The sequence below is a fragment of the Paenibacillus sp. FSL H7-0690 genome, from assembly GCF_037980415.1.
Taxonomy (GTDB): domain Bacteria; phylum Bacillota; class Bacilli; order Paenibacillales; family Paenibacillaceae; genus Paenibacillus_AQ; species Paenibacillus_AQ odorifer.
Genome location: NZ_CP150281.1, coordinates 3490673 through 3513919 on the forward strand (window position 1 = coordinate 3490673; position 23247 = coordinate 3513919).

The window sequence follows — 23247 nt, forward strand, 5'->3', positions numbered from 1 at the left end:
AACTAGGCTTTAAGAGGCTTGATCAAATTGGCTATTATAAAGCTCCGCATAGAAACCATTTTTGGCAAGTAGTTCTTCGTGGCTGCCGCTTTCCAGAATATCGCCTTCCTTCAGAACCAGAATCACATCGGCGTTCTTAATGGTTGAGAGTCTATGCGCAATAACAAAGGAGGTTCTTCCTTCCATAAGCTTATCCATTGCCTGCTGAATCAAGAGCTCTGTTCTTGTATCGACTGAGCTTGTAGCTTCATCGAGGATGAGCATTGGAGCATTTTTGAGCATCGCGCGGGCGATGGTAAGCTGTTGCTTTTGGCCGGTGGATAAATTAACCTTGTCATTTAGTATGGTATTGTAACCGGCACTTAAGGTCTGAATGAAATGATGCAAGCCTACCGACTTACAAGCATCTTCAACTTCTTTATCGGTTACACCTGTTTTGTTGTACACTAGATTTTCCCTGATAGTGCCCTCAAAAAGCCAGGTGTCCTGCAAGACCATACAGAATAGATCATGGATGTTTTCTCTTGTTAAGCTGCTGATGGGGGTATCATCAATATATATTTCTCCGCCCTTTAATTCATTAAACCGTATTAGAAGATTTATCAGTGTAGTTTTACCTGCGCCGGTAGGACCGACTATAGCAATTTTTTGCCCAGGCTTAATCTCTGCAGAAAAATCTTTAATCACAAGTTTATCTGAATTTTCATAAGCAAATTGCACATGTTCAAAATCCACTTTGCCCACTGCAGTTTTAAGATGTCTTTCTTTATGACTTTCATTGTCCATTTCATCAGCATCGAGGAACTCAAAGACACGTTTGCTTGCTGCGGAAGCCGATTGCAGACTTTGTGCGGCTTGAGCAATCTGAGAGAGCGGTTGTGTAAAGTAACGGACATACAGTATAAAGGCTACAATGACCCCAAAGGATATCGTTCCGTTCATAGCAAGTACAGCACCAACTACACAAACGGCCACAAAACCTAGATTGCCTATAAACATCATAATCGGCATCATAAGACCGGATAGGAACTGCGCTTTAAATGCACTATCTTTAAGATTCATATTCAGGGATTCAAATGTATTGCGCATTTGTGATTCACCATTGTAGGCTTTCACTACAGTATGTCCTGTATATACTTCCTCCACATGGCCATTGATTTTCCCTAAGTATTCTTGCTGACTTTGAAAATACTTTTGGGATTTTTTCATAATTGCCGCTATGAGGCCAAAGCCAATGATAGTTGCAACTACCGCCGTAATAGTCATGATCACATTTGTTTTGAACATCATGATGATGGATCCCGTAAAGAGGGCAAGGGCAGTTACCAATGTGCCTACGCTTTGGTTTAAAGCTTGCCCGATCGTATCCACATCGTTGGTAACCCGGGACAGGATGTCACCGGTTGTAGAATTATTATAATAAGAGATCGGAAGTTTGTTCATTTTGCGTGAGAGATCGGCTCTTAAGTTTTTGGAGACCTTTTGCGTAACTGCGGACATAATTAATCCTTGTACCAAAGATAACACAGCGCTAAGGATATAGATAAATACAAGGAAAAGGCCGATAGAAGTTACTGCTTCCATATCAATTCCGGTGACGAGGCCGGCCGTGATCAAGTCTGTCATCTCCGAAAGCTTATCCGGTCCAAGCAGAGTCAGAACCGTACCGATTGCTGCACTAATAATAGCTATAAGAACTACAGGGATATATTTTCTGCAATAGTGGAGAAGTTTGCTCCACGTGTTGAGTTGCTCTTTGCTTTTGTTCATTAAGCTAGCTCCTCCTTTGAAAGTTGTGAGTAAGCAATCTCTTGGTAGACATCACAGGTCTGCATCAATTCATCATGTGTTCCCATGCCTGCCATTCGTCCGGCTTCCAGTACAATGATTTTGTCTGCGTCTTTGATTGTACCGATCCGTTGGGCAACGATTAGTATCGTTGTACCGCTGGATTTTTTCTTCAATTCACTTCGCAATTTGCGATCCGTCTTATAATCAAGCGCTGAGAAGGAATCGTCGAAGATTAATATTTCAGGACGACGGGCAATGGCTCGGGCAATGGAAAGACGTTGTTTTTGACCGCCAGACAAGTTCGTACCGCCTTGAGAGACATGAGCCTCGTAGCTTCCTTCCATCTTTTCAACAAAATCTGAAGCTTGAGAGGTGAAAATGGCATCAACAACATCCGAGGACAGATCACTGCCATTATCGCCAAAAGCAACATTAGAGCTCACCGTGCCGCCAAACAAAATCGCTTTCTGAGATACATATCCCATTTTATTGCGCAGTGCAGTTTGCTCATATTGGTTAACATTAATTCCATCCACCAACACTTCACCTGCTGTAGCATCATAAAAGCGAGGAATCAGGTTCACGACGGTACTTTTTCCGCATCCGGTTGAACCGATGAAGGCTACAGTTTCTCCTTTTTTCACCGTAAAGCTGATATCTTCAATAACGTATTCTTCTGCATCCGGATATTTAAAGCTGACATTTTTGAATTCGACCTCACCCAACCGATTTGCCTTGGAGGAAGTAAGTGATCCGTTCTCTAAGCTTGGCTTAGTATCCAGCACTTCATTGATTCTTTTAGCGGATACATGGGCACGAGGCATCAGGATAAAAATCATGATCAGCATCATAAATGCCATAACCACCTGCATTGCATAGGATGAGAAGACAATCATATCTGAAAATAAGCCCATCTTCGCCGTACCATTGGCATTTTGAATCAAAATAGCACCAATCCAATATATTGCGAGACTTAAACCGCTCATAATCAGAGAAATACTTGGCATCATCATGGACAGTACATTATTGGCGAATAAATTCGTTCGGGTAAGCTCGCTGTTGGCTACGCTAAATTTATCTTCCTGGTAACTTTCCGCATTATACGCACGAATGACACGAAGGCCGGTAAGATTCTCTCTTGCAACACGATTAAGATTATCAGTCAGTTGCTGCAAATTTTGGAATTTCGGAAGCACTAGCACGATCACTATGCCGACAATAAGAATCAATACCCCAATGGCGACACCGGTAGCAAGCGACCACTGCCAACTCTTGCCTGTAATTTTGAGCATTGCCCAAACGGCAAGGATGGGAGCCTTCACCAGCAGTTGCAGACCAATGACAATCAGCATTTGCACTTGCGTAATGTCATTCGTTGAACGGGTAATTAAACTAGCTGTTGAGAAGTTGTTGATTTCTTCCATAGAAAAAGATTGTACCTTATCAAACAATTTAGAGCGTAATCTTGAAGAGAAGTTGGCGGCAATTTTAGCGGCGATCCCTGCCACTATGATTGATGTAGCTAAGCTGCCGAGGGCACAGAGCAACATCCAGCCTCCGGCTGCAATGATTTCGCTCATTTCACTTCCTGGTATCTGTACAAGACGAGTAATCTTGCTCATATAACCGGGCAATTCCAGATCCAGCCATACCTGTGTGACAATGAACAGGATACTGATACCGATTAGGGTCCATTCCTTCGGTTTTAAGTACTTAAGTATAGTTACCATACATCTGACTCCTTTATGTGGCGTTGCTTAAATGATAACGAAAGAAGATAAACTGAAAGTTAACTTTTCTGAAAAATGAAAAAACCCTGAAAGAACGATGAGGTTCTCCAGGGCTCGTACTACATTCCAATCGGAATCGTAACTGTAAATGTAGTTTCTTGTAATGGAATGCTTTCGCAAGAAATGGTCCCATTGTGTAGATGAATGATTTTTTTAACAATTGCTAATCCAAGTCCATTACCCGCAGTCGAATGGGAAGTATCCTGCTGATAAAATTTATCGAATATCTTGGGAAGAGCCTCAGGATGAATACCGCTTCCGCAGTCACGAACTAGAATCACCAGGTTATCTTCGTTTTTCTTCATGTTAACTTCAATTTCACCATGCTCAGGAGTGAATTTGATCGCGTTATCCAATAAATTTAACCAAACCTGATTTAAAAGCTCTTTATTGCCGGAGAGTTCATAATCCTGAATATTAACATTCAGCTTCAGGTGCTTCTTCTCAAATTTGGCAGCCAGCAAAAGCACAGATTGGCGAATTTGTTCCCCAACGTTAAACCTCATTTTGTTTGTCAGAATCTTTTGCGTCTCAACCTGCGTCAGCTCCAGTACATTCGAAGCAAGGGAGGCAAGTCTGGTCGACTCCTCAATGACAATATCTAGATATTCATTCCGTTCTTCTTTGGTAAGATCATCGTTCTTTAAGACTTCGGCAAACCCTTTAATAGATACAATCGGTGTTTTGAATTCATGGGAAAAATTGTTTACAAAATCAGTTCGCAGAATTTCGATACCCCCAAGCTCTTCAGCCATCCGGTTAAAGTTCTCTGATAGAATTTCAAACTCTGGCGGGCTTTTGAGCTGGAGCCGCATGGAGAAGTCACCACTGGCAAGACGCTCTGTGGCCTCTATAAATATCCGGATGGATTTTACCATTTTCCGGCTTGTGATGGCTGATATCGTGGTACCGATAATTGTACAAGCGATTAATACCATTATGGGTAGTACGAATCCATCCTGGGCAAGCTCTTCGTTCAACAAACCAAAAACCTGTGCGAGAAAGAAGAGTAGTCCTGTAATCACAACGGTAATAAGAAAGATGAAAAATATGATAAGGGAAAAATAGATGGGAAGGCTGATTCTGTTGCTGAGCTTGTTACTTATTTTGCTCACTGGCTTCGCACCGCCTTGTATCCAAGACCTCTGACGGAAACCAGTTCAAACTCTGGATAAGCGTCAAACCGTTTCCGCAAACGATTAATGTGCACATTAACGGTTGTATCCGTACTTTCACTTTCCATGCCCCATATCTCGTCCATAAGCTGGATGCGCGTGAAAATCCGTTCAGGATAGGACAACAACTTATACAACAAATAGAATTCTTTTTGCGGAAGCGTTTGTTTCTCGTCCTCCCGGGTTACTGTCAATGCGTCATAATCAAGGATCACTTTACCCACTACTAATTTACGGGCACTTGCGATTTGCGAACGGCGAAGCAGCGCTTGGATTCTGAGCAGCATTTCTTCGGTATCAATGGGTTTGGTCATATAATCATCAGTTCCAATCCGGAACCCCTTTTTCTTATCTTCAGGCAGCTGTTTTGCTGTAGCCATAAGAATGGGGACCAAGCTATCGGCATCTCTTACTTCCTTGGCGAATTCATAACCATCCATATTAGGCATCATGATATCCAGAATGATTAGATCAATATGCTGTGAATCAAGGACCTCCAAAGCTTTAACTCCGTCTTCAGCAGTTACAACATCATATCCTTCGCGTTTCAGAACAGCTTCAAGAAGTCTTCTTACATGCTTATCATCTTCAACTACGAGTATGTTAATCATTACTGTTCACTCCAATAGTAGGTTTGTATCCATTATTACCTGTTAGGATTTTGTTTTAAAGGGAGCAGAATCAATATTTATCTAATCTTAAGATTTGGTTTTAAATCCTTGTAGTCGCCATAAAGTAACTCATACATAGGGAGGTTTCAATGAAATGAGAGGAATAGGCAATGATTTAATACTATTATGATATCTGTTTTGTGAAAAACTGTTGCATACTAAAATAGTACCCAAACTAATTTAGCTGGATTAACGTGCTGAAAATAATGCAGACTACGTCGAACGTTGAACTTTGACTGAACTTCATGCGAAAGGAAGATCACAGATGCAAATGCGTAAATTAGGAAATAGTGGCTTGGAAGTTTCGGCAATAGGGCTTGGCTGTATGGGAATGGATCATGCCTATGGAAAGCCAGCCGATCGTAATGAAATGGTTAAATTAATTCGCAGAGCAGTTGAACTAGGATGTAATTTCTTTGATACTGCTGCTTTTTATGGAGATTCCAATGAGGAATTAGTAGGCGAAGCCCTTGCACCACTAAGAGATCAAGTTGTGATTGCAACTAAATTTGGAATTTTAGGACAAGAAGCTGTAGACGGTCAACCTCAACTTATTTTGAATAGCACACCAGATTCTATTCGTGAACAAATAGAAGGCTCATTAAAAAGGTTGAAGGTCAATTGCATTGATTTATATTATCAGCACCGAGTGGATCCGAATGTCGAACCTGAAGCTGTCGCAGAAACAATGAAAGATTTAATAGCTGAAGGGAAGATTAAAACATGGGGAGTCTCTAATGCACCGATTGATTATATGAAACGAGCACATGCTGTATGTTCGATTACTGCAACCCAAAATCAGTACTCCATGATGTGGCGTGAACCGGAAAAAGAGTTGTTTGAGCTTTGTGAAGAGTTAGGAATTGCTTTTATCGCTTACAGTCCATTAGGAAATGGTTTCTTAAGTGGTAAATATACCAAGGAAACCAAATATGATGAAGGTGACTATCGAAGTTTCATGGGAAGATTCAAACCTGATGTGATTGATCATAATCAAGTGTTATTAGATTTAATTACTCAAGTTGCAAAAAGTAAAAATGCAACACCAGCTCAAGTCGTACTCGCGTGGGAATTAGCTCAAAAACCATATATCATTCCAATTCCAGGCACTACAAAATTAAACAGATTAGAAGAAAACCTATATGGAGCTGATCTCAAATTAACAAAGGAAGATGTAGATAGTCTAAATGAAGCTTTGTCTAAAATGGATATTGATAGTTCACACTTTTAAATAGAGCTATATCATCAACTAATAGGAGGATTTTTTATGCAAAAAGTTATTTTGAACAATGGTGTTGAAATGCCGATACTTGGTTTTGGGGTTTTTCAAATTCAAGATGAAGCTGAATGTGAACAAGCTGTTTACGATGCGATCATGTCAGGTTATCGACTGATAGATACCGCAGCCTCATACCTAAACGAAGAAGCGGTGGGAAGAGCCATCAAACGGAGTGGAGTACTAAGAGAGGATCTATTTATTACTACGAAATTATGGGTTCAAGATACAGGATACGAACGTACAAAGGAAGCATTTGAAAAATCCCTTTCAAGATTGCAACTTGATTATTTGGATTTGTATTTAATTCATCAGCCATTTGGCGATGTGCATGGTTCTTGGCGGGCGCTTGAGGAATTGTACCGTGAAGGAAAAATAAGAGCGATTGGCGTAAGTAACTTCCAGAACGATCGTCTGATTGATTTGATTATTCATAATGAAGTAACTCCTGCAGTTAATCAAGTTGAGACACATCCCTTCTGCCAACAAATTGAAAGTGCTGCATTCATGAAAGAAAACAATGTTCAGATTGAATCATGGGGTCCATTTGCTGAAGGTAAAAACAACATGTTCCAGAACGAAGTTTTAGTATCAATAGCCCAAAAATATAATAAATCTGTTGCCCAAGTGGTTTTACGCTGGTTGACGCAAAGAGGAGTTGTTGTGATTCCAAAATCTGTCCGGAAAGAAAGAATAATTGAAAACTTTAATATCTTTGACTTTGAATTACACTCAGAGGATATAGAAAAAATTACGCTGTTAGACACAAAAGAGAGCTTGTTCTTTTCACATAGAGATCCTGTAATGGTAAAAGCGTTAAGTACCAGGAAGCTGTATATCTAATTTTCTTAGGATCTTGTTGGTTTTTATAAATGATGGGTTAACCATAATTAAGGGGTTAACCCATCTTTTATTTATATGAACACCCCTAGCCTTGAACAGTTCATTTTAATTTGAAGGTTTAAGAATAAAGGCAGCTAAAGCTTGTGAATATCGCATTATAATCTTGATCTTCTCCAGTGGCGTACAAACCAATAAGCACACCTGTGAATCCTCCGGCTATTTCAGAGGATAGATATTTGGTTTGCGCAGCTCCGAGTAAAATCTCAATACCGTCTACCTGGATATAAAATTGATAATGCGTTGGACTGCTTTTGACAACTAATGAAGCATGGTTGCACTGACCTATATTTTTTGTTTTTTCAATGGATTTGATATCTCCGATATTCAGCCGTTCGATAATCTCATAACCCTCTGGATGTTTACGCAAGGCCAAATCATAATGGTGATTTTCGTCCATGTAAAGTGTAATTCCGGCTTCACCATTCGTAAGGCTGACTTGGCACGAAATAATTGCGTTAAAATCTTTTTGACGAATACCAATAAATGTCGGAGTAGCCGGGATATCTAACGTAACTGCAGTTCCTTTAAGCTTTATTTTATCAGCTTCTAACCGATAATTTTCTGTAACCGGGTGACGCAGGTAACACCAGTCTAAATTCCAATCTGTGTTCTCGAACGTAAAGACTCTTTTCTCCTGCTGAATGACTGTGTCCGCAATACGATCAGTCTCGAAACTTATAAGTGTGGTACCTTCCTGACCTGCTGTAAACCATCCATCCTCGCCAAAGGTAATCGGAGTTAGAAAAACCTCGCGCCCCAAATGGTGATAGGTGAGATACTGGCCAGTCTGCCGGAATCCAAGATGTAACAGCCACCAATCCCCCTCATGGTCTTGTACCAAATCTCCATGTCCAACTCCCTGAAGCTCGTAACCGCCTAAATTTCGATTAGTCAATACGGGATTATGCGGATAGGCTTCGAATGGACCAGCAGGAGAATTGCCCCTTGCATAAGTAACCATATGCCCATATTCGGTTCCACCCTCAGCAGCTAGCAGATAGTATTGTCCATTAATTTTGTATAAATGAGGACTCTCCAAATAACGCCCACCGGATCCTTGCCAGATTGAACGGCTTGGCGACAGCTTCTGCCCAGTTTCAATTTCAATTTCACATTGGACAATACCATTAACTCCGTAATCGTCTGTCCCATTACTCATGAAATACGTTTTGCCGTCTTCAAAATACAAATCCGGATCAATACCGCCTTGATCTACATTAATCGGATCAGACCATTCGCCGTAAATATTGTCAGTCCAGACATAGAAGTTCTGGCGCAGAGTGTCATTAGTGGTCGTCATGTAGAATCGTCCATTATTGTACCGCAGGGTGGGGGCGAATACACCACCGGAGCTGTCCACAGTATCCAGTTGAATCTGGTTCTTTCGGGTTAAGCAATGACCGATTTGGGTCCAATTAATTAAATCTTTGCTTTCAAAAATCGGAACACCGGGAAAATACTGAAAGGAACTGCAGACCAAATAATAAGTGTCTTCAACTTTACATGCGCTGGGATCAGGATAAAACCCTTTGATGACCGGGTTATTGTATTTCATTTCTCCACCTCATTAATAAATTCATATAAATAAGAATTCAATATATTTAACTACTAAGAAAATTAAACACTATTGCTTATAGGTTTTCAATGAATCGGGGTTGAAGATGTACGTTATATTTATTAAATTAATATATATGTAATTTCAATAAGCACAGGTCAGGTGATTATGATGATGATCAAAGCAAACGGCGAAGCAAAATTCATCGCGTTATATGAAGCGTTGGCAAGCGAAGTCAGATGGAGGATTATGAGCCTCATTGCAGATAATGAAATGAATGTGAAGGAGATCGCGGCTAAGTTAGAGCTTAGTCCTTCCATAGTTACTATGCATATCCGAAAGCTCGAACAAGCTGGACTTACAGGAAGCCACAGGGTACGCCTAAACGGAGGAACGCACAAAATGTGTTTCCTTAAACAAAAAAGAGTTGAAATCGAACTCCCCACTGCCACTCAAACCCCGAGGATCAGAGAGCAGACCATTTCAGTCGGTCATTATACCTCGTTTGATGTCCATCCTACATGTGGTCTTGGGACACAAGAGAAAGAGATTGGGGTTTGGGACGATCCCCGCTATTTTCTCGATCCCGAGCGGGTCAACGCCGGCATTTTGTGGTTTGGGAGAGGTTACGTAGAGTACAAAACGCCTAACTACTTACTTCCCGGTCAAATGCCCGAGGCCATCGAGATTTCAATGGAAATTGCTTCTGAAGCGCCAGGCTTGAGAGATCATTGGCCTTCGGATATTGAGTTCTTTTTTAACGGTGTGAAGCTTGGAACTTGGACCAGTCCGGCAGACTTTGGAAGAGCGGCACGAGGCATATATACTCCGGATTGGTGGCATCGGAATGTAAATCAATACGGGTTATTGAAGACGATCCGCATTGACACTTCGGGCACATTTATTGATGAAGAAAGGATGTCGGACATTACTGTCGCAGATATTTTGCTACGGGAACAATTCTGGACGCTTCGGTTCGCAGTTGACGAGAAGGCTGTTAATGTTGGTGGTTTGACACTTTATGGGGCTGGATTCGGTAACCATAACCAAGATATTTTAATTCGTGTGTACCTAGGAACGATGACCTAATGAAGCAGGATAGTTCAGTTATAGTTGTTTTCTCCATCCTGTTTATCTGCTGGAACTGGTAAACTATCCATATATTGAAGAAGTTGAGAGGAGAGATATTCTGAATTATAACGAGGTTATTAAAATCGCTGATACACACTTACTTCCATTAGTGATGGAATTGTACGGATTGGAAGGTTATGAAATCAGGCTTATCAATGCACATGAAGGAGGACGGAATGTCGCATATAACTGTGATAAAGCTGATTCTGAAGCAAAAATAATCAGAATTGCCTTTTTAAGTGACAGAAGCCGAGAAGATATTTTGGGTGAAGTGGAATATATCAGGTATTTGTACGAGCATGGCGGCAGTGTTTCGAATGTGGTCAACTCCCAGAAGGGGAATCTGCTGGAAACGATAACTCTTAATAATCATACCTTTTTTGTCTGCTTGTTTGAAAAGGCCAAGGGGGGGATGCTCGCGGAAAATAATTATCAGTATCGGGAAGGCGTTCCTATTACGGAATACTATTATAACTGTGGCAAAGTTCTTGGGAAAATGCATCAATTGTCGAAGGGTTATACACCTGTCCATTCCCGGTATGATTTTTTTGATAAATACAATGCCGATTATATAGATAAGCTAATACCTAACTCGTTATCTCTTTTGAAGGAGAAACTGGTAGATCTCTTAACAACCTTAGAAGGGATGGACAGGAATCACGAGTCTTTTGGGATGGTTCATTTTGATTACTGCGATGGGAATTATATGATCGATTTTGATACAGGGCAAATAACTGTTTTTGATTTCGATAACTCCTGCTTTTGTTGGTATATGTATGACCTGGCAAATCTCTGGACACTTGGAGTGGGCTGGATACAATTTGAACAAGACACTGATAAACGCAAAAAGTTTATGGATGATTATTTTAAAACAGTCCTTGATGGCTACAGATCCGAGACCAGGATCGAAGATTCGATGTTAGACACATTGCCATTATTTATCCAAGTAACCCTCATGGAAAACATCGTTGATGCATTCGAGGTAATGCGGAACAATGGTGAAGAGCCGGAATGCGATGAAGAGCTGTCATATCGTATAAAATGTCTAGAAGACGATATCCCATATGTAGGATTTTTCCATGAAATTTACTCATGTGATGAACCCTTTGAGTATGAGGAACGAGATATTTAGGATGATGGTGTTTTTGATATGCTGCGGATAAATTCATAGTAGACTCAAATAAGCAGGAGTTGGAGTAAAAATGGCTTACGAAAAACCGGAATTGACCATGAGTGAAATTGAAAAAGTACTGTGGAATCATCTTGGACAGGGAGCGGCTGAGATTACACCGTTGTCTGGCGGCAATATAAGCAACGTGTTTTCTTTTATTTTAGAAGGAAAAGACTATGTTGTGAAATTCAGCGATTTGGAACGAGCATATGAGACCGAACAATTTGTATCTAATTTGCTACTCGACCAAGGTATCCCTTTCCCAAAATGTTTGGGGTTAGGGAGGACTAATCAGTTAGCCTATTTGATCATGGAGCGAATGGAAGGTCGCAATCTATCCGATTGTACAGCAGAGGAACAAACCCGTCTGATGCCAGAAATTATCGGCATTTTAACAAGAATGGCCGAAGCGGATATTGGGGGAACTAACGGTTATGGTTGGATCGGACCTGACGGCAATGGTTCCTATTCATCTTGGAAAGACTTCGTCATTGCCGTAAATGCGGAAGATCAGACGGGGACATTCTGGGAGAATTGGCATGAACTCTTCCGCACGTCTTGCTTGGAAAGAGACGTATACGAAGAAATCTATAGTCGTTTGATGACCTATGTATCCTATAATGAATCTAATAGAAGCTTTATACACGGAGATTTTCAACAGTGGAATATGTTGTCCAACGGAACACGGATAACCGGCATTATTGATGGAAATTGCATGTATGGCGATTCTCTCATAGACCTTGCGATTCTCGACAAGCATATGCCTTGGTGTGATGTCATTAACACATATCAAAATTATCAAAAGAAAGCTAGAATAGTGACCCCGAATTTTGAGGAGCGGCTAATCGGTGCCTATTATTTTAAGGGACTCGATGGACTTCGATTCTATGCTAAGATGGGCTGGACAGATGCTTATCAGGACACACGGCATTTTCTTTTAAACCTAAAAGCGTAATAACTGAACGCTTTACCTTATCCTATACATTTAATAGCCGCATAATTGCGGCTTTTTGTATATAAATATCAAATTTCTAGGAGCAAATTCCCCACTGGGATTATAGCCTAGGCTGACGACCTGTAATAAATGCACCTGAACTTGCCATTAATCCACTATCTATAGCTTTGTCCAACTTGATAAAATGTAAGCGCAATCATTTAATTAATCGATTGGAGGAGTATGGCATGAAAAAGATTGGGGCAGGTTTTATATTCTTACTTGTGATGTGCGCAGCCTTATCCACAACTGCGTTCGCGAAACAGCCTTATTCATCCTATTGGTTTCCGGAGCAATTGCTTCAGTGGAGTCCGGCATCTGACCCGGATGCCGCATTTAACCGGAGCACAGTGCCGCTGCAGGACCGTTTTGTAGCAGATGGAGTCAACGCTTATGCAACCAAAACGCCAAAAGTCATGGCTTTATCAGCACTGAACCCGGGAACAAGCGGAGTTCCATCGCAGGGTTCAAGCAAATTCGAAGCTAACACATTTACCTATTGGCAATATGTTGACAAGCTGGTCTATTGGGGTGGTTCCACGGGCGAAGGGATCATCGTACCTCCAAGCGCTGATACGATCGACGCGGCTCATAAAAATGGGGTGCCGATCATTGGAACGGTATTCTTCCCACCAACCGTATATGGCGGGAAGTATGAATGGGTCAAGCAGATGCTTCAGCAGAATAGTGACGGATCCTTTCCTGCTGCTGACAAGTTGATCCAGGTTGCGAGCCATTACGGATTTGACGGCTGGTTTATTAACCAGGAGACTGAGGGCGGAACGCCGGCTGACGCACAGCAAATGCAAGCTTTCCTAAGTTATTTGGAGTCACACAAGTCAAATTCTATGCACATCGTATGGTATGATTCCATGACCAATGAGGGCAGTATCAGTTGGCAAAATGCACTTAACGACAAGAATGCGATGTTCCTGCAAGACAATAAAAAGCAAATAACAGACAATATGTTCCTGAACTTTTGGTGGAAGGATCTTAAAAGCTCGGCAGAGAAGGCTAGAAGCTTGGGCAGAAGTCCTTATGACTTGTATGCAGGCATCGATGTCGAAGCCAAGGGTTACGATACAAAGGTGAACTGGAATCTGTTGTTTCCGGATAAAGATCCTGCCGTTACTTCCCTTGGTATTTACCGCCCCGATTGGGCTTTTAACAGCGCAGAGAGTATGGAAGATTTCTTCGTACGCGAGAACAAATTCTGGGTGGGTCCAAACGGGAATCCGAGTAACACCTCGAGCGATCAAGCCTGGAAAGGTATCGCTAACGATGTGATCGAATCATCACCAATCAATGAGCTGCCTTTCACCACCAACTTCAACACGGGAAGCGGACAGAAATATTTTGTAAGAGGGAAGCAGGTGCGGGATAAAGGCTGGAACAACCGGAGTCTGCAGGATATTCTTCCCTCCTGGCGCTGGATTGCAGACAGCAAAGGTATCCCGCTTTCACCAGTACTCGATTGGTCCGATGCCTATTACGGCGGCAGTTCGCTGAAGGTATCAGGCGTGCTGAACCCTAACAATGCGACACATCTGAAGCTCTACAAGACCGACCTTAAGATCGAAGCAAGCACAAAGCTGTCTATTACGTACAAAACACAAAATAAGCCAAGCCTGAAGGTTGGTCTTGCATTCGCTGATCAGCCCGATCAATATATCTTCCTTAATGTGAAGGATAAGACATCGCCAGACTGGACAACTGACACATTGAATTTGACCCCATACAAAGGGAAACGGATCGTAGCGTTGTCATTGTATTTTGATTCTAAGAATGCGATTAATAATTACAACATTCAAATTGGCCAGCTCTCCATTCAAAATGCTAATGACCCGATCAAACCACTACCCGCGGTTCGCGATCTTAAGGTCACTCAAACTGATTTTCGCAATGGGATTTATGGAGATGCCAGATTACAGTGGAAACAGCTTGACCAACAGGTCAAGCAATACGAAATCTATCGAGTGCTTCCAGATGGCAGTGAGATGTTCATAGGTGCAACACCAAATCATGTGTTTTACGTTCCTGAGATGCGAAGAATAGACAAAGAAACTATCACAGTATTGAAGGCTGTTGCCGTCAATGGAAGATACGAGCAAGGTCAATCCTCTAGCGTGAAGATCAGCTGGCCGGATTATCCAAAGCCGACTGCGGAGTTCAAAACTGATCAAACCCTAGTCGCTCCAGGCGAGAGCGTAAACTTCACCGACCTGTCGACTGAAGTGACAGAAGGATGGTCATGGACCTTCGAAAGCGGAAGCCCCGCGGTCAGCACATCAAAGAACCCAGTTGTGACGTTCGCTCAGGAAGGCGTTTATAGTGTGACGCTGACTGCAACTAACAGCTCGGGCCAAGACACAATTACGAAAAAAGAGCTCATCACAGTGAGTAAGGAAGCTGGAGCAGTGAAAAATCTGGCACTTGGTAAAACTGCAACAGCCGATCATGCCTGCGGGGAAAAGGAAGGTGCACCTAACGCCGTAGATGGTAAAGTGACGGATAACAGTAAATGGTGCGCAATTGGTAATCTGCCCCATTGGCTTCAGGTCGACCTTGGCGCCGAACATCAACTCAGCGCTTTTGTTATCAAGCATGCCGAGAGCGGAGGAGAGTGGTCCGGTTTTAATACCAGTGATTATACGATTCAGGTCAGCAGTGACGGAACGAACTGGACGGATGTCGTCAACGTCCAAGGAAGCTCGGCTGCCGAGTCGACTGATTCAATTGCGTTAGTAAAAGCCCGCTATGTAAAATTATTGATTCTCAAACCTACGCAGGGAGCCGATACGGCAGCGCGGATCTATGAGTTTGAAGTGAAGGGATTATAATATACCCTATTACGTCATTCTAATATTAAAGCAAATAAACCGTAGGCCACTTGAGGGGCTACGGTTTATTTGTTTTAACACTAATGATAGCTGAAATCAAAAAAAGAACCTGATTTATCTCATCAGATTCTTATATATTGCATATGAAAAGACACGATGATATAATCAACTCACGACTGATATTCTATAGTGGCATAATAATTGCATCTTATATATTTAGTTTATCATGCCGTTAAATTCTTGTCAATTTTTTTCTCAATTTAATAGTTAGGAGCGATAATAAATGCGTTCTTTAGTTCTCGGTTTTCAGGAAGTGGACAATACACAGCTTTTGCTCGTTGGCGGAAAAGGGTTAAATTTAGGGAAACTATCACAAATAGAAGGAATACAAGTACCAGAAGGATTCTGTATTACAACAGTAGGATATCACCAAGCCCTCGAACAGAACCAAACGTATCATGCTTTGTTGGATCAACTAACTATGCTAAAAGTAGAAGATCGAGATCAAATCGGTGAAATCAGTAGGAAGATTCGGCAAATCATTATGGAAGCAGAAATTCCTTCCGATGTTGTGAAGGCAGTTTCTCACTATCTCACCCAGCTGGGTGATGAACATGCTTATGCAGTGCGTTCTAGTGCCACCGCTGAAGATTTACCACATGCCTCTTTTGCAGGTCAACAAGATACCTATTTAAATATCATCGGCATAGAAGCAATCCTTCAGCATATCAGCAAATGTTGGGCTTCTCTATTTACGGATCGTGCCGTAATCTACCGTATGCAAAATGGATTTGGCCACAGTCAAGTTTATTTATCCGTTATCGTTCAAAGGATGGTTTTTCCACAGGCTTCAGGGATTTTATTTACCGCTGATCCGATTACTTCTAACCGAAAACTGCTATCCATCGATGCCAGTTTTGGACTTGGCGAAGCTCTGGTCTCTGGCTTGGTATCTGCCGATGGTTATAAAGTACAGCAAGAGAAAATTGTCGATAAGAGAATAGCAACCAAAAAATTGGCTATTTACGGACTAAAAGAAGGCGGAACAGAGACCCGGCAGATCGAACTCGATCAGCAAGAGACTCAAACACTTACTGAACAACAAATTTTACAATTAGCAAGGATAGGCAGACAGATTGAAGCTTATTTTGGTTGCCCACAAGATATCGAATGGTGTTTGGCCGAGGATACATTTTATATCGTCCAGAGTCGGCCGATCACGACTTTATTCCCCATCCCTGAAGCGAATGATCAAGAAAACCACGTTTATGTATCTGTTGGTCATCAACAAATGATGACAGATCCCATGAAACCGCTGGGATTGGCTTTTTACCTGTTAACGACTCCTGCACCTATGCGTACAGCTGGCGGAAGATTGTTTGTTGATGTCACATCAAGTCTTGCTTCACCTGGCAGCAGAGAAATGATCATAGAACCCTTAGGTAAATCTGATCCCCTCATAAAAGACGCACTCATAACCATCGTAGAGCGAGAAGATTTTATAAAATTTTCGGCAGATAATGAAAAGGCTTCTACTCCGAGTAAGAGCAATACAAGCCTGCCACCTAGTGATTCTCAAGTAGAACTCGAAAATGATCCGACAATCGTTTCTGACCTCATTAAGAGCAACCAAGCCTCGATAGAAGAGTTGCAACAAATCATTCAAACCAAATCAGGGGCGGAGTTGTTTGATTTTATTCTGGAAGATATGCAGCAATTAAAGAAGATTCTATTCAACCCACAAAGTATGCGTGTGATTATGGCGGCTATGGATGCCTCAGCATGGATCAATGAAAAAATAAATGAGTGGTTAGGTGAAAAAAACGCAGCGGATACGCTTTCTCAATCTGTACAGGGCAATATTACTTCAGAAATGGGTCTGGCGCTACTCAATCTCGCTGATGTGATTCGGCCATATCCGGAAGTCATTGATTATTTACAGCAGGTTAAAGATGATAATTTCTTAAATGAACTGGTTAGTTTTGAGGGTGGGCAGGAAACCCAAGACGCTTTCTATGACTATCTCAGTAAATACGGAATGCGATGTACCGGAGAAATCGATCTTACAAGAACTCGTTGGAGCGAAAAACCAACTACACTTGTCCCCATGATTCTCAGTAATATCAAAAACTTTAAACCTAATGCTGGCCATCGGAAATTTGAGCAAGGTCGACAGGAAGCTTTGAAAAAAGAACAAGAGCTATTAGATCGATTGAAGCAATTACCCGATGGTGAACAAAAAGCGAATGAAACAAAACGAATGATTGATCTCATCCGGAATTTCAGCGGGTATAGGGAATACCCCAAATACGGTATGGTTAATCGCTACTTCGTTTATAAACAAGCTTTACTGAAAGAAGCTGAACAACTAATACAAGCGGGAGTTATTCCTGAAAAAGAAGATATATACTATCTCACTTTTGGAGAACTATGCGAAGTTGTAAGCACAAATAAATTGGATTACCAGATCATCAGCAAACGCAAAGAAGAGTACAAATTATTTGAAAAACTAACTCCACCACGTGTTATTACGTCTGAAGGTGAAATCATTGCGGGTAAGTATAAACGAGAAAACCTCCCAACTGAAGCTATTGTAGGTTTAGCGGTTTCTGCCGGTGTTATAGAGGGACGTGCGCGTGTCATCTTAAACATGGAGGATGCTGATCTAGAAAACGGAGATATATTAGTTACCTTATTTACTGACCCTAGCTGGACTCCATTGTTTGTATCTGTAAAAGGCCTAGTTACTGAAGTTGGTGGACTAATGACCCATGGGGCAGTTATTGCGCGTGAATATGGCTTGCCAGCAGTTGTCGGCGTGGAGAATGCTACCAAATTGATAAAAGACGGGCAACGAATTCGTGTGCATGGAACAGAAGGCTATATCGAGATATTGTAATGGCTGAATCACGAATGTGGTTTGACAAATTCAATCTTTTGAATTATTTTTAATAGTGAATTATCAATTCATTATTAAAGGTGAGGGGCAATATGCAGTCTAAAAAAGATGAAGTGAAACAGGAAATTGAATCCGCCGCTTTAAAGGTATTTTTCCAAAAAGGCTTCTCTGATGCCAAAATGAATGATATTGCCGATGAAATTCAAATTTCTGTTGGAAATATTTATACTTATTTTAAAAATAAAAAAGAGTTGTTCTATTCGGTTGTTCCGCCGTCTTTAGTGGACTATTTAAAGAATGTGTTAGTGGAAAATATTCGCATCGATAACCAGACTTTTTTTGATGATGTTAATAATGAGAAAAAATCAGCTATCGTTCAAGAGCAAATAACTATATTAACTCAGTACAGCAGGCAGATTGTTATTATTTTTGAAAAGAATAAAGGGACCGTATATAGCAATGCCAAAAACGAGCTGATCGATCTGATGATCGAAACTAAAAGGCCCTATATTAAGGATCATTATAAAAGATACGAAATCGGAACCGAAGAAAATATGATTCTGCTGAAGATCATCGCGAACAATGTCATCAATATGATTCTGGATTTATTAAAGCACGAGATGAGCGCCGATAGCCGGAAACGGATTTTTGAGGCATTAAGCTTATACTGGCTGCATGGACTAAAAAGCTTAAACGAATAACGTCAATGCGCCGAATTTAGGTGTGGGGTGGAACTGGCGCACAACGCTGCAATGAGGGACAACTAAGTGGATATGCACATTAAGCATCTACGAGGGTCCCTATTTTTTTAATCCAATATTGAATAATGAATTCACTATTGAAAGGTGTAATCATGAAACGGGGGAAGCTACGATGAAGATAGGTTATGCGTTTAAGGACTGCAATGTTATATATGGAGATGCAATAAAAGGAACAGATACCCATATGACTATTTTGATTCAGGAAAACGGGTTGATTCAAGAGATCGGGAAAGCAAGCGCTGTAACTGTTCCGAACCATTACCAAACGATCGATTGTTCGGGGAAATATGTGATGCCCGGTCTCATCAACGCGCATGTTCATCTTTTTGCCGATGGGAAGCCATTTACGCTATCTGCCAGTGAAGGGCTGCTGAATTTTGCGTTTCATCATATTTTGGATACGAGACTGGGCAGAAACGTATTGAAGAAACGGATGAAAAACAATGCCCTAACCGCACTGCATTCCGGAGTAACAACGATGCGTAGCATAGGTGAATTTTTTTATACTGATGTTCTTTTGAGGGATGAGATTAAGGCAAATCAATTTATTGGACCTAATCTTTTGGTATCCGGGTATTTCCTGAGCGTAACGAATGGCCACGGTGCACCTTATTTGGCTTTGGTCGGTGATTCACCATGGGAAGGGAGAAGAAATGTAAGAATCAATGTAAAAAACGGAGTGGACCTAATCAAAATATGTGTAACTGGCGGGGTTACCGATGCCAAAAGGGTCGGAGAAGCAGGCCGCTTGCAAATGACGGAAGAAGAGGTGGCTGCGATTTGCGAGGAAGCTCATAAAATTGGGATGCGTGTGGCGGCACATGCAGAAAGTACCGAAGGTGTAAGAGTTGCGTTAAAGGGTGGGGTGGATACTATTGAACACGGCGCGGAGATGGATGAGGAAATGATCAGGCTGTACAAAAATAATCCCAGAGCCTTAAAGGGCTACACCGCTGTGATCCCTACTTTACAAGCAGCTTATCCCAGTGCGAAATTAGACCCGAGCCTGACAAAGTTGAATACAACCGTTAAGGAAAATGCCCGGCTTGTGTATGGCTCTATGTTAAAAGGGCTACAGCAGGCTATAGAACATGATATCAAAATTGGTGTGGGCACGGATACCGCTATGTCCTATGTAACCCACTATGATCTTTGGCGTGAGCTTGATCATTTCATGCGACAAACAAAGCTGAACGCAAGTCAGGTTATTGAACTAGTAACCAAATCAAATGCAGAGATTTTGGGAATCGATCACCAGACAGGGACAATAGAAGTTGGCAAATATGCGGATTTAATCATGATGGAGCAAAACCCATTGGAGAACATAAAAGCTTTGTCGAATGTAGCTATGGTTATGGTCAGAGGGAATTTAATACAAACACCCTCTGTGAACAGAATTCAAGCAGTGGACGAGCTGCTGGATACGGTTTGGAGTATTTAGGAGTGAGATGAATGATTGTAGAAGCACGTTTGGGTATCCTAGCTATTCTTAAAAGAACAGCGCCCCGAAAGAGGCTGGAGGCGGCAGCCATGGCTACATCCCAGAGTAAAATCCCGAGGACGATCGCTCCACTGTAGATCAATAACTGCTGAATTGGATACTCGCTAACCACCTTAGCTAATATTGAGCCGTATATACCCAGCCAAAAAAGGATGGAGAGGGGATTAAACAAGGACATCAGAAATCCCGAAAGATAAGATTTGGACAGTGAGACATCGTTTCCCCTCATCTAAATCCCTGAAATTTCTCTTGTATTTTTAATGCTGTCTACACCTGAATAGACGAGGACAAAGAATCCGAACAACCATAAAAACACTTTAACAAACGGAGCATCCAGCAGATGAATGAGGCCAAAATAAACAAGCAGCATATAGATGATATCGGCACTAACCGCCCCTAAACCAACTATCCAGGCAGGCATAAATCCTCCGCGGAGTCCCTTGTTCAGCTGTGCTGCATTAATGGGTCCGAGAGGTGCCGAGAGGGATAATCCTAGAATCATATAACCTATAAATACGTTAATGTTGTCCTCCTCCTTAATATAGATAACATATTCTAATAAAGGTAGTAGTAGGACAAGCAAAAGAAGGCCCGCGGATGATTGCAGGCCTTCTTTTATAAGAAGCTGAAGAGTGAGTAGGATTACGCCTTAACGGATTCAGGTCATTTGACAAGAAGAGGTGGAGGAATCAACCAGCCCTTTTTCTTAGTCAAATGTAGAATTTTAAGGCCGATGGCTGCTTTGGTAAGGTGATATTTAGCAAACAAAGCCCCTATATCTTCTCTGATCGATTGTCCCATTGCCTGACTACATGCCACAAGTCCAACAGCATTATCAGCTGCAAGTTTGGCAGCAATTTCAGGATCTGTGAAACGTGCCCCTACAGGAATATCTTCAAGCTTGGCATCGGGCCGATTTGGCATTACTGGTGCAGATGCAATACCTTGCTCTGAGAGCAGTGTATCACACTCACTGATTTCAAGCTCCGCTTGATCAATTAAAGCTCCTAATATTTTTTTCAGGTCATTGTCACCAGCGTGATACATATAAGCTCTGTAACAAGAGAGTGCTCCCTTTGCTACCATAGAGGCTTGCCAAACCGTAAAAATCTCTCCATAATGCATCGGTTCTTCTTTGGGGTTACCGCCTAGAATCCCTGTCATAAACAGTCTCCTTTATTGTTGAATTTGAACAAACATTAGCATGCCCACAAAAACACGGAAATTGCAGCTTTTCACATAAAATTGGTATGTCAATTTGAGGCGTCGTCATCCGTGCAAGTTTAAGGATAAATGTGAAAATAAGGAACGATAAAATTGAACACGAGTTGTGGAGGAATCAAATGTTTTTCAACGTGATGATTGCAAGTATAATTGCCTTTGCATTCAATGAAGTTGCTTATCACTGGAGATGGTGGAGTGTATCTCCAATCAAGGCAGGGATGGATTGGGAGTCATTAAGACTTCCAACACCTTTGGTAAGTGCTCGGCTAATCAAACAAATGATAACCTGAATGAAAGGAATGTTAATGCAACGGGTAATCATAATTCAACAGCGGTCGAGAATGGAAATTACCGAGCGCAGGCACTCGGGGATGAGAATCGAGGCACTAATATGAGGTGGTTGGGTCTCTTAGGGTTGCTTGGACTTACAGGCTTGGGAATAGAAGCCGAGAAAAAAGCTAAACTTTTTAGAACTAAAGGGAACTGTAGGGGGAATGGACACTCTATGGTTCGAGATTCGGCAATTACGATCTGGATATTGTAATCCGCTTGCACTTTAACGATATTTATTAATTCGATAATCCGCTGAATGAAAATAAGGAATAAAAAAGAGATCTGTCTTATTACAACAGACCTCTTTTTATAAGTTGTAATCTTAGAAGAACCAATAAAGGTTTACGCCGTGCGGCGCATATCTAGCACCAGCCACAGGTTCCAGAAGTCGTCCGTAACCTGCACATGTTGGCATACTCAGTGAGGAGTTCCGCGTATTCCATCGGAGCAGGACTTCGTAATGATAATTTTATTCCGAGTTTACGAAAATTGGCGGAACCGGACAAAAGTGGGAGAGTAACTGCAGTACTTCAGAAGACAGAAGCTTCTGGACCATGTTTATGATTGAAGAATAATTTTTTTAAAACTAAGGGATTTGAATTCATAGACCCTGTTTGATTAAACTCCAGATGCGTTCAAACCTGTCTTGGTAGTCAGGTAAATTCCAGGATTCTTTGAAGGATGGGAGGCTAAATACTGCAAACGCAGAGAGAATCGCCTCAGCCCGTTCCAAGTGGGGATCGTGATAGTCCATGAAGCCGTCAATGATTTGGTAGGAATCCCAGAGAACATCGCGTAATACCAGTGGATTGCTATCCACGTATTGAGTATTCAAGGCAAACATCTTGGGATTCTCGTTATAAGCGCGTTTTTTTGCGTTAACAAATGCCCATAGCCAATCGTGAAGCAATTCTTGCGGTTTAGTTAAATTAGTCATATCTAATTTAATTTGTTCTGAAATCATCCGGTTGAACCAGCTCTTAGATACAGCTGCCCAGAGCTCTTGCTTATTTTTAAAGTGCTTATAGAGCGCTGCATGGGTGATACTTAATTCATCCGCAATTTGTGAGAGTGTCACTTCGGATTTTTCCGTGCGTTTAATTAATGCCTCAGCTGTTTCAATAACAAGCTCTTGAGTGATTTTAGCCACCGACTGTCAACCCTTCTTTCTTCAATAAATTCCTTTTTGTCGTTTATACACTTGCGAGTATTTTAACATATGAAATATCCAG

General features: G+C 41.6%; 17 protein-coding genes and 1 pseudogene. 10 read left to right on the top strand and 8 right to left on the bottom strand.

All coding sequences use genetic code 11. The features are described 5' to 3' along the window. Positions 1-9: 9 nt before the first annotated feature. From MHI32_RS15390 to MHI32_RS15405, 4 genes are all read right to left on the bottom strand, one after another. Positions 10-1770, bottom strand: coding sequence for an ABC transporter ATP-binding protein (locus tag MHI32_RS15390; RefSeq protein WP_036677200.1), 1761 nt, complete (start codon positions 1768-1770; stop codon positions 10-12). Then, complete coding sequence (locus MHI32_RS15395; RefSeq protein ID WP_340010147.1) at positions 1770-3521, bottom strand: ABC transporter ATP-binding protein; 1752 nt, start codon at positions 3519-3521, stop codon at positions 1770-1772. Before MHI32_RS15395 ends, MHI32_RS15390 begins: the two co-directional genes overlap by 1 nt. 119 nt (positions 3522-3640) lie before the next feature. Then, positions 3641-4696: a HAMP domain-containing sensor histidine kinase gene (locus MHI32_RS15400; protein WP_340010149.1), complete on the bottom strand. Its 1056-nt coding sequence runs from the start codon at positions 4694-4696 to the stop codon at positions 3641-3643. Then, complete coding sequence (locus MHI32_RS15405) at positions 4693-5367, bottom strand: response regulator transcription factor (protein WP_036677195.1); 675 nt, start codon at positions 5365-5367, stop codon at positions 4693-4695. Before MHI32_RS15405 ends, MHI32_RS15400 begins: the two co-directional genes overlap by 4 nt. A gap of 325 nt (positions 5368-5692) precedes the next feature. Here MHI32_RS15405 and MHI32_RS15410 point away from each other — a divergent pair, with 325 nt between their 5' ends. Beyond that, complete coding sequence (locus MHI32_RS15410; RefSeq protein WP_076281835.1) at positions 5693-6658, top strand: aldo/keto reductase; 966 nt, start codon at positions 5693-5695, stop codon at positions 6656-6658. 36 nt (positions 6659-6694) lie between these two features. Continuing rightward, complete coding sequence (locus MHI32_RS15415) at positions 6695-7546, top strand: aldo/keto reductase (protein WP_340010152.1); 852 nt, start codon at positions 6695-6697, stop codon at positions 7544-7546. A gap of 118 nt (positions 7547-7664) precedes the next feature. Here MHI32_RS15415 and MHI32_RS15420 read toward each other — a convergent pair whose 3' ends face one another. Next, the gene (locus tag MHI32_RS15420) at positions 7665-9161 is read right to left on the bottom strand and encodes a glycoside hydrolase family 43 protein (protein WP_340010154.1); all 1497 of its coding nucleotides are present in this window, start codon (positions 9159-9161) and stop codon (positions 7665-7667) included. A 174-nt stretch (positions 9162-9335) separates the two neighbouring features. Here MHI32_RS15420 and MHI32_RS15425 point away from each other — a divergent pair, with 174 nt between their 5' ends. The 7 genes from MHI32_RS15425 (at position 9336) to MHI32_RS15455 (ending at position 20398) form a co-directional block, all read left to right on the top strand. Then, the gene (locus MHI32_RS15425) at positions 9336-10250 is read left to right on the top strand and encodes an ArsR family transcriptional regulator (RefSeq protein ID WP_340010156.1); all 915 of its coding nucleotides are present in this window, start codon (positions 9336-9338) and stop codon (positions 10248-10250) included. Between the two features lie 154 nt (positions 10251-10404). Further along, on the top strand, positions 10405-11424 hold the full coding sequence (locus MHI32_RS15430; protein ID WP_179088134.1) for a phosphotransferase: 1020 nt from the start codon (positions 10405-10407) through the stop codon (positions 11422-11424). 70 nt (positions 11425-11494) lie between these two features. After that, positions 11495-12418, top strand: coding sequence for an aminoglycoside phosphotransferase family protein (locus MHI32_RS15435; protein ID WP_340010158.1), 924 nt, complete (start codon positions 11495-11497; stop codon positions 12416-12418). A 227-nt stretch (positions 12419-12645) separates the two neighbouring features. Further along, positions 12646-15297 carry a discoidin domain-containing protein gene (locus tag MHI32_RS15440; protein ID WP_340010160.1) on the top strand — a complete coding sequence of 884 codons (2652 nt, stop codon included), beginning with the start codon at positions 12646-12648 and terminating at the stop codon, positions 15295-15297. A 283-nt stretch (positions 15298-15580) separates the two neighbouring features. Beyond that, on the top strand, positions 15581-18196 hold the full coding sequence (ppsA, locus tag MHI32_RS15445) for a phosphoenolpyruvate synthase (protein ID WP_340010162.1): 2616 nt from the start codon (positions 15581-15583) through the stop codon (positions 18194-18196). A gap of 92 nt (positions 18197-18288) precedes the next feature. Further along, the gene (locus MHI32_RS15450; protein WP_076133162.1) at positions 18289-18897 is read left to right on the top strand and encodes a TetR/AcrR family transcriptional regulator; all 609 of its coding nucleotides are present in this window, start codon (positions 18289-18291) and stop codon (positions 18895-18897) included. Positions 18898-19069: 172 nt separating this feature from the next. Further along, entirely contained in the window at positions 19070-20398 is a 1329-nt protein-coding gene (locus tag MHI32_RS15455) for an amidohydrolase family protein (RefSeq protein WP_340010164.1), read from the top strand. Between the two features lie 64 nt (positions 20399-20462). Here MHI32_RS15455 and MHI32_RS15460 read toward each other — a convergent pair. Beyond that, a pseudogene (locus MHI32_RS15460) lies at positions 20463-20981 on the bottom strand (LysE family transporter); the annotation flags it as partial. A gap of 140 nt (positions 20982-21121) precedes the next feature. Continuing rightward, positions 21122-21622 (bottom strand): DUF3231 family protein, encoded by a 501-nt coding sequence (locus MHI32_RS15465; protein ID WP_340010166.1) that lies wholly within the window; start codon positions 21620-21622, stop codon positions 21122-21124. A 179-nt stretch (positions 21623-21801) separates the two neighbouring features. On the opposite strand from MHI32_RS15465, the gene MHI32_RS15470 reads away from it, so the two are divergent. Then, positions 21802-21972 (top strand): hypothetical protein, encoded by a 171-nt coding sequence (locus MHI32_RS15470; protein WP_175617339.1) that lies wholly within the window; start codon positions 21802-21804, stop codon positions 21970-21972. Between the two features lie 644 nt (positions 21973-22616). Here the strand turns inward: MHI32_RS15470 and MHI32_RS15475 are convergent. Continuing rightward, positions 22617-23165: a TetR/AcrR family transcriptional regulator gene (locus tag MHI32_RS15475; RefSeq protein WP_076130485.1), complete on the bottom strand. Its 549-nt coding sequence runs from the start codon at positions 23163-23165 to the stop codon at positions 22617-22619. Positions 23166-23247: the final 82 nt, after the last annotated feature.